The sequence below is a fragment of the Nitrosomonas sp. genome, assembly GCF_021731985.1.
In the GTDB taxonomy this organism is placed as follows: Bacteria; Pseudomonadota; Gammaproteobacteria; order Burkholderiales; family Nitrosomonadaceae; genus Nitrosomonas.
In genome coordinates, this window is the sequence record NZ_JAKFWH010000018.1 from 1 (window position 1) to 14,673 (window position 14,673).

The window sequence follows — 14,673 nt, forward strand, 5'->3', positions numbered from 1 at the left end:
GACAGATTGAGTGATGCCGGATTGGCTCCAAAGGCCGTAATAGGAGCTGTCATGCGTAAACTGGCACATTTGATTTATGGGGTCATTAAATCAGAGCGGCCATTTGATGCAAACTTTAATCATTCAGCACTTGCAATTCAAGACGGTATCTGACCCCTTTCTGCGTGACCCCTTTTTGCTCGCGGCTTTGACCCGATCAATGACCGCGTCATAGACTAGAAAAGGTCTTCCATCTCGATTACGCCGAAGCTCTTCGGATTCAGGAGTTCAGCGGCCTTTGGCTTGATGTGCACGTCTCCCTGCACCCGAACCAATTTTCCCTGGTCATGGGCGATAACTGCCAAGTGATAGTCATCACCTTTCAACTCGACTCGAACCTTGCGCTCTACATCACCAATCATGGAATCCAGCGTGATAGTGCCGGCAGTCTCATCCTTTGGTCGAACTAGCTTCGTGATGTGGCCGGTTAGGACTCGATCAGGCAAGACGTAGTCGTCCTTGTAGTAGCTGGAGACTTGCTCCAGTACCTCGACATGGTTTCCATCAAACTCGAACTTGCGAGGCACGTTCTCGAACATCGGACCAGCCGCAGCTGTGACGGTAATCTCGAATGTTCGGTTGTGCTTCTCGCCACTGAAACCGAGCAACGCATCGCAGAGATTCGCACTAACGCCTGAGAGTACAGCGTCATCAAACGCTTTGAGGTTCCCTGTCTTCTCATACGTCGTGCTCGCTTTCGCAAGAGCATCTAGCCCAGTTACAAGACTCCACGTGATCGCCTGCGAGAGAGGTACGGCATCAGCGGTCTCTTGATCCGCAACAACTTGGTCGACAACAAAGTTCGCCTGGTTCGGCACGATCACATTGACAACGTAGCTGCCAATCTCTGTTTGTCCAAGCAGGAGCGTGTCGAGACATTCTCGAGCATCCTTCGGCGCGGGCCCGGAGAAATGCCTGCGCTTGGCGTAGATGGCCTGGGCGGCAGCTGACAGCATATCCTTTGCCTTTGAGATAAGTAGTACGCCATCGTTAATCGGGATAGTGCCGTCTTCCGTATCCGCGTGAATAACTCTGACGGTGATGGCGTTTAAGAAAAGTCTTTTGACGTCGCCAATAGCCTCAAAAACATCGCGCTTCTCAAACGATGCGAGGGCAATGAGCGCATCACGAACTCGTTGCTGAAAGTCCTTGGCATTTGAGGCCGGCAGCACGACCTCTGCATCCTCATCTTGGTGCCGATGCCAGATCGTCGCGACGTTCCGAATCTTGCCATCTTCGAACCATTGCTTTGACTGCAGATAGGCCTGCAGCTGCTCAACGGACACCGGCGGAGTATGACGATTGTGGCGCTCGTTTTCGCTCATAGCGACTCTCCCGCACTCGCACGGTCCATCATCTGCAAAAGTGTCGCGCTAGTCAGGCGTTGCGTAAGGGGTACGTCAATTGTGACTGAAGCTTCGTTATCGGTCGGTCCATAGTGTCGGAGCGACAACCAATGGCACGACTTGAACAAGGCGATGTGGTCATCGTGGTTGGCGATCCACTGATCCAGATCATCTGGCACAAGCAACACTGCAAGGTAACGCGGCACGACTACCTCCTCGCCGCGAAGGTCATTGTAGTTTTTGATCTTCAGCGGAAATTTGATGACGTCATCCGCAATTAGGTCTTGCGACGAGCACTTGAGTTGGATCTGAATCATTGGGCTGCGTATTCTGCCCAGGCCGAAGTGCCCCTTCGCTTGAAAAGTGATATCGATGCTGTCGTTATCAACCCGAAAGTCGCCACGGTTCAGCCCTGCATGAGCCGCTAGCGCACACACGTAAGCATACTGGAACTCCTCTTTTTGCCTTTGTTGATCCATACGTTCTCTAGCACCCCTCCAGAGAGTCTAATGTTACACGAGGTTGTCCGGAGTTTCGCGCAAAGCAGCCATTTTCATCATCTGTTGAATATGTCCGAAAAGGCCGAAAAGAAGCCTCTCGTGGCAAACGAAATGACCGACTCCAATGTGTCGCGAGCAGCCCTTGGCGAACGACTACCCCCGCAAAGTAGCAGAAATAGCGCTGGCGCATACCATTGGCGACAATGTAAACAACCCAGCGGGGTGTTAATCAGCCTCCAACAATTAGCATTCAGAATCTATCAGCGCACCGTTACTTGCGCATCCCCAGTCTGCATTGCGCCGATAACTGCGGCTTGGCCGAAACCATCAGAATTGAAAGCAGCCACTACTGCATCCGCACTTTCTGGCGCACAACTGACTAATAAGCCACCACTGGTTTGCGGGTCGCATAGCAGTTTGTGCTGACGCATAGGAAAAATAAACGCTCTTTTTTGCTAAAGTTCATTATACGCAAACCGGATGTTTAGGCAAATATGCTGCTGAACGATCAAAAAAGCATCTGATTTTGCTTAAAGGCACAATAAAAATCCTGGCAATTAGAAGCATTTTTGCCTTTCACGCGAAAGGCGCCCAAGCAGTATGCTCAGCTCAATCAAGAAGAGAGCTGAGAAAGAAGAGTTGGAATCAACTGGGATCGGAAAGACCCTGGACCTTCGCAGGTGATCGTGGCGGCGCCCGGGCAGATAAGCCGAAATGGTTAAGAATTTTAGTGATTGCGGTTCTCTCCAGGATGGCGGCGATGATTTTCATATTCCCGCCACAATGCGGGCAGTGCTCAATGTCGATCTTAAACACCCGTCTGAGCAAACGTGCCCGGCTGATACGCACGGAAGCCGAGGAATGCGGAACAGCCATGATCTCTGAGCGCAAATTCCATTCTCAAAGTATCGACTTCTCCGACTAGGTGAGCTGCTACAATCAGTCAAGACCGGGAATCTGGAATTCATTCTGATCAGCCGATAAACCGGCATGCGTGAAAAATGCTTCGTTCAACTTTGAAACCGGAATATCCTGGCATTCCAGATTGGCAATCAATTGGTTGTTCTTCTCAACGGCAACACCGTCTTTTGCGCCCCAACCCTTACCAATTGCGGTATACACAATGTAATGGTGTTGCCCGTTGATAAAGCGGAGATAACCCCCGCCACCGCCTGCAAACATCAGAGTTCGCGCTTGAACGGATTGAGCAGCCGGAGCTGATTCGGTCAAATTCGGAAATGCCAGTTCGAGCGCATCTTTTTGCCCGAATCGATACTGCAGATAACCGCTGTTGGCTGAGAAATCATTGGAAGCACACACTGAAACCGTTTTTTTATCGAGCGAGCAAGAAAAGATAACTTGCTCCTGCGCATGACAAAGCGATTCTGTCGCCCAAACAGGTAAGGCGGTCAGCGCGAGCAGACCGCCTAGGCAGGTAACAGCACTTAGCCTCACAGCAGCTCGCTTCAAGCCAACAGCGGATAATAATTTTTAAAATGTTTGATACGGTCATCTAAACCGATGACTCCGCCATTCACTTTTTTAGTTATCTTTGTCACCACGTCGTCGCTTGCCCCTTCATCGGCCAATTGATTGAGTAAACGAGAATTCCAGAACCAGGCTGCTGACAACAAAGGATATTTTGAAGCCACCAAATCGGGATTATTCAAAATATCATCACTGACAGTCTGAGCAAACTTGCTGTAATTGTCTTTTCCAGTCAGTTGAATATAACCTCTTCCCCGGTATTTATAGCCTTCTTTGCTGGCTTCGTCGCCATTCCCCATTCTGCCGCCATAGACCCTTGATGCAATCTTTTCTGGTTGGCGCGCATAACTATCCGCCAAATTATCAGGAAAGTATTTTGGAAAGATCTTTTTTAACCCATCAGCAGAATAGTTTAAATTCTCCTCGCGCGCTTTAAAATCCATACTTTCATGCGCACATTGCGCCAGAAAGTGCGCCAGGCGTAGTGGTGTATTGATAGCAAACTTCTCGGCGCAATCAGGGATTTGATCGAGCACGGCATCCGGAATGCTGGTTTTCAATCCATCTATTGATAACATTATGACTCCTCCAATGATTTAATAGAGTTAAGTAACCTACCCAAGTACAATTGAAGCATAGGTCCCAATAATATAATAGCAATCTTTAAAACTACAGTTTTCCTATGTCCACGATTAAGCCGCTCCCCGAGTTATTGATTAATCAGATCGCCGCCGGTGAAGTAGTCGAACGCCCTGCTTCGGCGCTCAAGGAGATTCTGGAAAATAGTGTCGATGCAGGCGCAAAGAAAATTACCGTGCAACTTCTGCAAGGCGGCGTCAAGCAGATTCGCGTCATGGATGACGGTATGGGCATCGCCAAAGAGGAATTGCTGCTGGCCTTGACACGCCATAGCACCAGCAAAATCAGCACGCTGGAAGATTTACACAAAATCACCAGCCTGGGTTTTCGCGGTGAAGCGCTGGCAAGTATCGCCGCCGTGTCGAGACTGACATTAGCCAGCCGCCAAGCCGGGCAAAGTCATGCCTGGCAGATACAGGTCGATGGTAAATCGATCTCGCAGCCAGAGCCTTCTTCGCTGACAAGTGGAACAACTCTAGACGTGAACGATTTATATTTCAATATCCCCGCACGGCGCAAATTCCTAAAATCGGAAGCCACCGAACTCGCGCACTGTGACGAAGTATTCAAGCGTATTGCGCTATCCCAAGCCGGTATCGAGTTTGTATTACAACATAATGGTAAGGTGCGCCGCCAGTTACGCGCAGCCAACTCAGCACAACGAATCCAATCGATATTGGGTGAAGAATTTGGCCAAACCGCTGCATTTGTTGATGAGCGGTCTATAGATATTTCTCTGCATGGCATGGTAGCGCTACCGGCCTATGCACGTTCATCACGGGATGCACAATATTTTTTCGTGAATAACCGTTTTGTCAGCGACAAGCTGATCTCGCACGCTCTGCGCGAAGCCTATCGGGATGTATTGCATTTGGACAAACATCCGGCTTTTGTTCTGTTTCTGGATATCGACCCGGAAGGCGTTGATGTGAATGTGCATCCGACGAAAACAGAGGTCCGTTTCCGTGAGTCACGCGCGCTGCATCAATTCATTTTTCATGCAATCAACAAGGCACTGGCTTCGCCCAACAAAGGAATGGAAACCGGCGAATCAATGCAAGCAACGCGGTCATTCCCTGCTTACCCCAGAGCCGCCCCTACACAGCCTAATACCGTGTCGCAACCGGCAAGCTTTTATCGCACGTTATTTGGTACGGAAGTTAATTCATACCAACCGGCGCCGATAAACACAGCGCCTGTCACACCCGTTGAGAAATCGGATCAACCCGGCATAGCGAAAGAAGAACAGGATAGCCATCCACTCGGTTTCGCGCTGGGACAACTGCACTGTGTTTATATTCTGGCGCAAAATACGCGCGGCCTGGTGGTTGTGGACATGCACGCCGCACATGAGCGGATTATGTACGAAAAGCTCAAGCAGGCGCTTGATCGTCATGAAATACCGATGCAGCCGTTGCTGATTCCGGTCACTTTTTACGCCGATGGGCTGGAAGTCGCTGTCGTGGAAGAAAATCAGACAACGCTGGATCAATTGGGATTCGAAATCGCAATCCTGTCACCCACCACACTGGCAGTCCGCGCAGTCCCGGCGACGCTACAACACGCCGACATTGCGCAGCTCACGCACGATATCTTGCGCGAAATCCGTGAATACGGCGCCAGTCAGATTCTAACCGCAAAACGCAACGAAATACTTGCCACCATGGCCTGCCACGGCGCAATCCGCGCCAACCGCAAACTGACGATCGAAGAAATGAACGCCTTGTTGCGCGAAATGGAAATTACTGAGCGAGCAGACCAATGCAACCACGGCAGACCGACCTGGTTTGAGACCAGCTTGGCTGATCTGGATAAGTTATTTATGCGTGGGAAGTAAAAGTGATATTTTTAGATTCTTCACTGCATGCTCTCGCGCAGCTCAATCAACACTTGATCAGCCGCATCTACCCGGATGATGCCAAACCGCGGATATTCTATGTCGAGGATGACATACACTGTGATGGCTGCCATTGCAGCAAATACGATAGGATGAACCCATCGATGCGGATTACTCCTGGCCATGCTATAGCCGCCTATAAACGAGCAACCGAATCCGAATACAAACAGTAGAACGAAGATAATCATTGGCGGATGCATCATCATAGCCATCTTCCGCGTCGTGGTGATATCAATCATCTCATTCAATGCAGGAAGGAGCACAACACAGGTAGACGGATTAGCCTGCATACGGCAAGCTGCTACCGCCTGAGTCCAAATCGTATTCTGCAGCACCACGCCTTTGGCCCATTCTTGTTGTGCCGCTTCCACATCGGGAAGCTTCTTATAAACTTCTAGCCGGGAATCCAAATATTGACGGAATAATTCTTGTAATGCCGCTTGCGCATCAGGAGCAACCAAATCTAACCTAAGGTAGGCAGTACCGATTGCATTGGTTTCCTCGGAAATCAGATGCCGTCGTTCGTCGAACCGTGATGCTGCACCGGAAAAGGTGAATGCAATCAGCAAGCCGAATAGCGCGAAAATGGCAGCTTCCATCGTTCCACTACTTGTCGCGTCTGCTTCTTCTGGATTCTTCGTTATCTGGCGAATGCCTATGCGTCGGCCAATTTCCTGGAATAGGAGCATGCCGAGAAACAAACCAATGCCAACCAGGATGGGAGTAAAAGTGTAGTTCATGATTTTATTCTTCTCTCCATAAAGATTGCGTCAGTTGAAGGAGATACTGGTAATGCGTTTAAAAGTGCTTTAAGCTCACTTAATTCTCGCAGCGGCTTTATTCGTAACTGCCAATTTTACAAATATAACAAATACTGTATCGCCAATTCCGCATAAATACGAGCTAACCTTAATAATCAGTTTAAAATTGTATCAGTTACGGGAAAGTTAAATCGCTCAGCAGTCATTAAGTTTCTTTTACCCCCATTAAATTTGCGAAAGGGTTAATACGATGAATACGGATAAAACACCTGATAGCGCTCAGACTACAGCCAGTCAACCCGATCAGCCTCCTGTTGTAAATACCGGTGTTGAGAATACAAAATCCCTATCTGGCAATCCGGGTTTGTTTGACCGTTTGATATCATCGATTCCTGAGCAAATAAAAAAGAGTTGGTTTTGGATTCTTGCCTATAGTTTTAATTTCGTGTATTTCATAGTGGCTCTGATACGTGCCAGTCAGGAAGCCGATGTTTCATTCACCATCCCGATGCTTCCTGGAATCATCTTTACCTGCATCATTTTCGTACAAATCTACGCAGATCCAATTGAACCGATTCCGGCCGATGGACTCAGTCGGGACGAAAGAGAGACGCTGGAAAAGAAAAGGTCGCACCAGCGGTATAAATGGATGATATTCGCATACAGCTTCATGCTGCTGTCATTAATGCTGACCTTCTATCCTTTCATCAATCCTTTTCATGACAAGAAGACTGAAACACTCCGTGATCAACCGATCGCGGTGTTTATTGGCTGCTCCTTAGATAACAAAGACAAGCATTTAAGTTGTTTCAAATCCAAATTGGCTAGCGAAGGAGAAAAACAACACGATGAACAGGTGATCGGAACATGGGTGATCAATATTGGCGGCTATATTAACCAATGCAAAGAGGAAAACGGAAATGCGGCGGCTTGTCAGGTCAGCGACGGCTTGCTGGTTCCACTCTATTTCATTATCCTGGCGCTGATGGGCGGCAGCATCAGCTTAACCCGGAGGCTCCCGGAACTGCAAAAACAGGTTAGCTCAGAGCATATCGCAACAGAACAGCAACCCAGGCTCACACAATATGAATTCCGTGAGCATTTGATTTTTCAGATCGTGCAGTTCATCTCGGCGCCTTTTCTTGCGATTCTTGCTTATTATCTGATTGAACCCAGCAACCTCACCAATTCAGTCGCCCTGGCATTCACAGCCGGATTTGCATCGGAAACAATTCTGCTCATGGTACGATCCATTGCCAACAAAGTCACCCCGGGAAGCGGCGAAGTACCGCAGTATGGCGCCGTCGCAGGTGTCGTTACCTTTAAAGACATAACGGCGAAAAAAGCGGAAGTATTCCTTTCCGAATCACCTCAAATCCACTCGATTACCGACGAGCAAGGATTTTATGTGCTGAGTAACGTACCGGTCGGTGAACATAGCATCAGCATCAAATCGGTCGACAATGAAGAAATTCTTAAAAAAGACACGGTAAAAATTGACCGCGCTCAGGCGATTGTTAAAAAGAATGTAATGATTATTGCGGAAGATTTGGTGCAAAAGTAATGCAAGTATCTTAGCCTTGCACGCACAATTTGACTAAACGCTTCACTGCATCATGCGGCTGGAAGAATGAAATCTGCGTATCAATAGAGGCCTCTGAATAACTGTCATTTCGAGCATAGCGAGAAATCTATGCAGCTGATTGCCAAAGATTCCTTTATGATTTTAAACTTTAAGAAATAAAGATCTTCTTGCTTGGCAATTCACTCATTTGGATAAATCGAACCACTGATTTACTATGATTCTTATTTAAAACTTTATGCTCATTAGAAACTCGGCTTCCGCCCATTGCTGTTACCTATGACAGTTATTTTAGTCGCATTCTCTCTCGCCTGTATCGGATACATTACGTATCTTCACAGCCGAAGTCATCGAGACTCTATTCGTACCCGGGCAATTGAAGCTATTATTGAAACAACGCGCTACGGTGTCATCGAAACAGATTTAAATGGGATTATTCTTATCTTTAATCCCGCTGCCGAGAAAATGCTGGGCTACCAAGCAGAAGAAATTATCGGAAAGGTGACACCGGCAATTCTCCATGCTGATGATGAAGTCATAGCCCGAGCTATGGAATTGGGTATAGCGCCTGGTTTTGATGTTTTTGTCAAAAATCCGCGAGAAAAAAGAGAAGTTGAAACCAAGGAATGGACTTATATTCGCAAGGATAAATCAACCTTTACCTCATTTCTATCGATTAGTGCGCTGAGAGATGCCAGTGATCATTTAATCGGTTATGTGGGTGTTTTTGAAGATATCACTAACTTAAAAGAGTGGCAGCAGGCTCAAAAAATGAAAGATGAGTTTTTAGCCAATGTCAGCCATGAGCTTCGCACGCCACTGAATGCCGTGATGGGACTATCAAAGCTAATTGAGGCGGAGATGGAATCCAATCCAGAAAAAATCAAAGATTATGCGCATGATATTCATTTATCTGGAAAACATCTATTAAATATCGTCAACGAGTTGCTCGATTTCTCAAAGATTCAGGCCGGTAAATTTCAAATTGAAAAAATGCAAATCTCCCTGAGAAGAGTCTTTAAGGATTGCTATGCAATTTTGCTCAGCTCTGCAAAGGAAAAATGCGTCACGCTTCACTGTAATTACCAGCAAATTGACGAAGATCAACACGTAGAAGGCGATGAGATCCGGTTAAAGCAGGTAATCAGTAACATTATCTCCAATGCGATCAAATTCTCTGAAAATGGAATCGTTGACATTGACGCGCAATATCAAGATCAGGTACTCGTTGTTGTCATTAAAGACAACGGTATCGGAATGAATGAAGAAGTAATCAAAAATCTCTTTAAACCCTTTTATCAGGGCGATGGTTCAATTACCAGAAAGTTTGGAGGCACCGGTTTAGGTCTGGCTATTTCTAAAAACATTATTGATATGATGGGAGGATTCATTGAAGTTGAGTCAGAGGCAGGAAAAGGATCCACCTTCAGATTAACCATCCCGCTTAAGCCAGTCAACCGCAAGGAAAATCCAGCCTCTCGAACTATCACAACTTTGCAAACGTTTGGTCATCGCTACCATGTATTGGTGGCGGAAGACAATCCAGTAAATCAATTAGTATTGGAGCAGATTTTATATAAATTTGAGTTAAATGTGACTAAAGTCACCAATGGAAAAGAAGCTTTTGATTTAGCACTGAAGAATAAGTTTGATCTTATCCTGATGGACATGCAAATGCCCGAAATGGATGGTATGCAGGCTACTCGAATATTAAGAGCCCATGGCGTGCTGGTCCCAATCATTGCCATTACTGCGAATGCGTATCAAGATGATAGAAATGCGTGCCTCGAATCGGGTATGAATGATTTTATTACCAAGCCAGTAGATCTCAATGCACTCAATACGATTCTAATGAAATACCTTAAGGCTTAGCACTTCCTGCTTTATTCCAGTTATTCAGCCCTTTCTTAACATATCACGCCAATACACAGGCACTTCAGATTTTCTGATACTCCCTAGAGGTTAATGGAAAGTAGCTTTAGAACATTCGTTGATTGAGGTTTATTTAACGCGTCAAGCCTGGATCATCCATACAACTGCCGCTTCAATCCGCAACGATTCAATAGGGTCGCGCTGATTTCCTCAATCGAAATGCGTGTCGTGTCCAGATAGGGAATATTGAATAATTGGAATAGCGATTCCTGCCATTGAATTTCCCGCTGACATTGCGCCAGTGATGCGTATTGGCTATTTGGACGGCGCTCCTGCCGGATGAAGTGTAGTTGTGCGGCACTGAGTGTCAATCCAAATAACTTGCTTCTGACATTTTCCAATACCTTCGGTAGTTGCAGAACAGGCATATCTTCTTCCGTCAGCGGATAATTCGCCGCGGCGATGCCGTATTGCAGCCCCAAATAAAGGCAGGTGGGCGTTTTACCGGAACGTGAGACACCGATCAAAATGATGTCAGCTTCGGCAAAATTCTTCGGATTGACGCCGTCATCATGCGCCAACACGTAATTGATGGCGGCAATCCTTTTGAAATACGACAAGTGATGTTGCAAGCCATGAGAACGTCCAGCCATGCGGGCAAAGGGCTGGTGCAATTCTTCTTCAATTGAGCGGACAAATGTCTCAAAGAAATCGAATAGGCGACAGTTCGCATGTTTGATGACTTCCAGAATTTCCGGTTTCAGCAAAGTACTAAACACCAGAGGCCGATACCCGTCGCACTCGGCAGCGTGATTAATCTGCGCTAACACGGTTTGGGCATTCTCGATATCGTCGAGAAAAGGTACGTTGATCGTCTCCCATTCGATACCGTCAAACTGCGTCAACAAACTGTGCCCGAGTGTTTCCGCAGTGATACCGGTGCGATCGGATAAATAGAAAACAGTTCTTTTTTGCTTGGTCATTATTTTTTCATGCTGGCGAGATGAAGCCACGTTTCCATGACGGAATCCGGATTGAGTGATAAGCTGCTGATCTCCTGCTCATAGAGCCAGGCAGCAAAATCCGGGTAATCCGAAGGTCCCTGTCCGCAGATACCAATATATTTCCCTTGCTTGTGGCAAGCATCAATAGCCATTTTCAGTAATTTCTTGACGGCTGGATTGCGCTCATCGAACACATGCGAAACCAAACTGGAATCGCGATCAATTCCGAGCGTGAGTTGGGTCATATCGTTGGAGCCAATGGAAAAGCCATCGAAGTACTGCAGAAATTCTTCCGCGAGTAACGCATTGGAAGGAATTTCGCACATCATGATCAAGCGTAAGCCGTTTTCTCCGCGCACCAGTCCTTGCGACGCCAGTAACTCGACTACTTGCTCGGCTTCTTCGAGTGTACGGCAGAAGGGGATCATGATCTCAACGTTGGTCAGTCCCATGTCATCACGCACTTTGCGTAAAGCACTGCATTCGAGCTCAAAACAATCCCGGAAAGCCGCTGCAAGATAGCGCGATGCGCCCCGGAAACCGATCATCGGGTTTTCCTCCTGGGGTTCGTAGCGGCTGCCCGCAATCAGATTCGCATACTCATTGGACTTAAAATCGGATGTGCGCACAATCACAGGATGCGGATAGAAAGCGGCCGCTAATGTGGCAATGCCCTCAACCAACCTTTCCACATAAAAGCGAACGGGATTCTCATAACCCGCGATACGGCTACTAATTTCAGCTTTCAGCACATCGGGTAACTGATCAAACTCCAAAAGCGCTTTGGGATGGATGCCAATCATGTTGTTAATGATGAATTCCAGCCGGGCCAACCCGACGCCCTGATTGGGAATGCGGGAAAATGTAAAGGCATGCGACGGATTGCCAATATTCATCATGATTTTTACCGGCAAGTCAGGCAATTGGCCAGTATCCGCCGAGGTATGCTCGAATGGCAATAGCCCTGCATACACATAACCCGTATCGCCTTCGGCACAAGAGACCGTGACTTGCGCACCTTCCACGATATGTGCTGTCGCATCACCACAACCCACCACGGCGGGAATTCCCATTTCCCTTGCGATAATGGCCGCATGACAGGTGCGGCCGCCTCGATTGGTAACAATCGCAGATGCCCGCTTCATGATCGGCTCCCAGTCCGGATCGGTCATATCGGTGACCAACACATCGCCAGATTGAACTTCGTGCATCTGGTCGACCCCCCTGATCAAGCGCGCTGTTCCCTGGCCAATTTTATGTCCAATCGCCCGGCCTTCTGCCAGCACTTCTCCTTTGTCACTGAGTTTAAATCGTTCTATGACTTGGTTAGCACGGCTTTCCACAGTTTCCGGGCGAGCCTGTACGATGTACAACTGGCCATCCAGTCCATCCAGCGCCCATTCGATGTCCATCGGGCGACTATAATGCTGCTCAATAATCAGCGCTTGACGCGCCAATGCCTCCACCTGGCTATCCGATAACGAAAAGCGCATGCGGCGATCCATTTCTACATCGCGCGTAAGCGTGAGCGCATCGTTGGCGATTTTTTGATCGGCATACACCATTTCTATGGCTTTGGTGCCTAAACGCCGCGAGAGAATGGCCGGACGACCGGCAGTCAACCCGCGCTTGTACACATAGAATTCATCTGGATTAACGGTACCCTGCACAATGGTTTCGCCTAGCCCATACGCGGCGGTGATAAAAATCGCATCGCGGAAACCGGATTCGGTATCCAGCGTGAACATCACGCCACTGGCGCCTAAGTCGCTGCGCACCATTTTCTGAATCCCGGCGGACAGATACACCTTATCGTGAGGAAAATGTTGATGAACCCGATAAGCAATGGCGCGATCGTTATACAGTGAAGCGAATACCACTTTGATCGCCGCAATAATCTGATCCAACCCGTGAACGTTCAACAACGTTTCCTGCTGACCGGCAAACGAAGCATCGGCCAAATCCTCAGCCGTTGCTGATGAACGTACCGCAAAGGAAACTTCATCATTATCACTGCTGGCCGCCAGTTTTTCATAGGCTTGCGACACCGCGTGCAAAATCGCATCCGGTAGCGTGGCGCTCAGCATCCAACCGCGAATGGTCTTACCGGCGGTGGTTAGCGCATTGATGTCGTCAATATCCAGCCCACCCAACACATGATTGATACGATCAACGAGCCCATTGGCAACCAGAAACTCTCGATAAGCTTCTGTCGTGGTCGCAAAACCTGCCGGCACATTCACACCTGCCTGTGAAAGATGGCTAATCATTTCTCCCAGCGAGGCATTCTTCCCGCCAACCAAGCCCACATCTCTCATCGTTAATTGATCAAACCAGGCGATATATTCAGTCATTGGGAAACTCCTATCGGCGAATAATTAACAAGTAACTTTTTATGGGCGATTGCGCAGCAAACTTAATGTTGGCCGTCTTTTAATAACGGGCAATGCCCGGAAATCGCATGGCGGCATGATAAATCATCCAGGTAATCGGATGCCTGCCGCAAATACTCCAAGAACGTCTGCGCTACAATCGACAATTGCTTGCCGGATGGATACGCAAAGTACCAATGCCGTTCAATTGGAAATCCTTCAACATCAAGTATCGCAAGCTGCCCCATCGGCGCATCAAGTGCCAGGGTATGCCGAGACAAGACGGCGATACCCAATCTACCGACAATAGCCTGCTTAATCGCTTCGTTACTGCCCAATTCCATGCGGACTTTCAATTTATGACTACGTTCCAAAAAAAAACGTTCTGTCGCCATCCTCGTTCCTGAGCCCGGTTCACGCATAATAAAGGGCTCATCACTGATGCGATCAACGGTAATTCTTTTTTCATTCGCAAGCGGGTGATCTGCCGCAGCAAGAACAACCAATGGATTATCCAGAAATACTTCCGCTACGGCATCAATGGCATCCGGAACTTGCCCCAAGATATATAGATCGTCTTGATTACTGCTTAATCTTTCCAGAACCCGCTCACGATTCGTCACTATCAGTGCGACGTCTATGCCGGGGTATTCCTGGCAAAACATCCCCAATAAACGTGGCGTAAAATATTTCGCGGTAGTAACCACCGCAAGCCGCAGTTTTCCAGATTTCAAGCCTTTCATATCCGATGCGATCATTTCGAAACGGGAAAAATGCTCAAATATGCCAAGACACGTCTGATACAACTCTTTCCCTGCATCGGTCAGATAGATTTTTTTACCGATTTGTTCAAACAAAGGCAGTCCAATCTCATCCGTCAGTTTCTTGATTTGCATCGATACCGTCGGCTGCGTCAAGAATAACTCTTCAGCTGCGCGAGTAAAGCTTTTCAAGCGAGCAATCGCTTCAAAAACTTCAAGTTGCCGCAACGTGCTGTGACGCATGAATCTCTCCTTTTATTATCTGTCAATAAAAAATCTATCATAGATAAGAATCTATCGCAATAATAGAAACATTTGATTGTTATTTATGGTTCAAAAATTCTACTATATTTTCACCCGCTGATGTCTACTTCCTAACTAAAGTTTATAGCGTGGGTTTTTCAATAACTCG

13 protein-coding genes are annotated in these 14,673 nt (G+C 47.6%); 3 read left to right on the plus strand and 10 right to left on the minus strand.

Annotated elements, in window-relative coordinates; genetic code table 11:
• Positions 1 to 215: 215 nt before the first annotated feature.
• The 6 genes from QZ942_RS02185 to QZ942_RS02210 all read right to left on the minus strand — a co-directional run bounded on the left by QZ942_RS02185 (position 216) and on the right by QZ942_RS02210 (position 3,951).
• Entirely contained in the window at positions 216 to 1,364 is a 1,149-nt protein-coding gene (locus tag QZ942_RS02185) for a hypothetical protein (protein WP_292992989.1), read from the minus strand.
• Positions 1,361 to 1,864, minus strand: coding sequence for a DUF4365 domain-containing protein (locus tag QZ942_RS02190; protein ID WP_292992991.1), 504 nt, complete (start codon positions 1,862 to 1,864; stop codon positions 1,361 to 1,363). The genes QZ942_RS02185 and QZ942_RS02190 overlap by 4 nt, the downstream gene beginning before the upstream one ends.
• Positions 1,865 to 2,145: 281 nt before the next feature.
• Positions 2,146 to 2,316, minus strand: a complete 171-nt coding sequence (locus QZ942_RS02195) for an AIR synthase-related protein (protein WP_366835938.1) — start codon at positions 2,314 to 2,316, stop codon at positions 2,146 to 2,148.
• 214 nt (positions 2,317 to 2,530) lie between these two features.
• Positions 2,531 to 2,761 carry a hypothetical protein gene (locus QZ942_RS02200; RefSeq protein ID WP_292992993.1) on the minus strand — a complete coding sequence of 77 codons (231 nt, stop codon included), beginning with the start codon at positions 2,759 to 2,761 and terminating at the stop codon, positions 2,531 to 2,533.
• A gap of 63 nt (positions 2,762 to 2,824) precedes the next feature.
• Positions 2,825 to 3,355 carry a hypothetical protein gene (locus tag QZ942_RS02205; protein ID WP_292992995.1) on the minus strand — a complete coding sequence of 177 codons (531 nt, stop codon included), beginning with the start codon at positions 3,353 to 3,355 and terminating at the stop codon, positions 2,825 to 2,827.
• Entirely contained in the window at positions 3,352 to 3,951 is a 600-nt protein-coding gene (locus tag QZ942_RS02210; RefSeq protein WP_292992997.1) for a glycoside hydrolase family 19 protein, read from the minus strand. The genes QZ942_RS02205 and QZ942_RS02210 overlap by 4 nt, the downstream gene beginning before the upstream one ends.
• A gap of 104 nt (positions 3,952 to 4,055) precedes the next feature.
• Between QZ942_RS02210 and mutL the strand changes: the two genes are divergently transcribed.
• Entirely contained in the window at positions 4,056 to 5,849 is a 1,794-nt protein-coding gene (gene mutL, locus QZ942_RS02215) for a DNA mismatch repair endonuclease MutL (protein WP_292992999.1), read from the plus strand.
• Positions 5,850 to 5,869: 20 nt separating this feature from the next.
• Here the strand turns inward: mutL and QZ942_RS02220 are convergent, their stop codons facing one another.
• Positions 5,870 to 6,649: a hypothetical protein gene (locus QZ942_RS02220; protein ID WP_292993001.1), complete on the minus strand. Its 780-nt coding sequence runs from the start codon at positions 6,647 to 6,649 to the stop codon at positions 5,870 to 5,872.
• Between the two features lie 271 nt (positions 6,650 to 6,920).
• On the opposite strand from QZ942_RS02220, the gene QZ942_RS02225 reads away from it, so the two are divergent.
• Positions 6,921 to 8,234 carry a hypothetical protein gene (locus QZ942_RS02225; protein ID WP_292993002.1) on the plus strand — a complete coding sequence of 438 codons (1,314 nt, stop codon included), beginning with the start codon at positions 6,921 to 6,923 and terminating at the stop codon, positions 8,232 to 8,234.
• 297 nt (positions 8,235 to 8,531) lie between these two features.
• Positions 8,532 to 10,124, plus strand: coding sequence for an ATP-binding protein (locus tag QZ942_RS02230; protein WP_292993003.1), 1,593 nt, complete (start codon positions 8,532 to 8,534; stop codon positions 10,122 to 10,124).
• A gap of 152 nt (positions 10,125 to 10,276) precedes the next feature.
• Here the strand turns inward: QZ942_RS02230 and QZ942_RS02235 are convergent, their stop codons facing one another.
• From QZ942_RS02235 to QZ942_RS02245, 3 genes are all read right to left on the minus strand, one after another.
• Positions 10,277 to 11,107: a pyruvate, water dikinase regulatory protein gene (locus tag QZ942_RS02235; protein WP_292993005.1), complete on the minus strand. Its 831-nt coding sequence runs from the start codon at positions 11,105 to 11,107 to the stop codon at positions 10,277 to 10,279.
• Positions 11,107 to 13,482: a phosphoenolpyruvate synthase gene (gene ppsA, locus QZ942_RS02240; RefSeq protein ID WP_292993007.1), complete on the minus strand. Its 2,376-nt coding sequence runs from the start codon at positions 13,480 to 13,482 to the stop codon at positions 11,107 to 11,109. The genes QZ942_RS02235 and ppsA overlap by 1 nt, the downstream gene beginning before the upstream one ends.
• Before the next feature lie 62 nt (positions 13,483 to 13,544).
• Entirely contained in the window at positions 13,545 to 14,504 is a 960-nt protein-coding gene (locus QZ942_RS02245) for a LysR family transcriptional regulator (RefSeq protein WP_292993009.1), read from the minus strand.
• Positions 14,505 to 14,673: the final 169 nt, after the last annotated feature.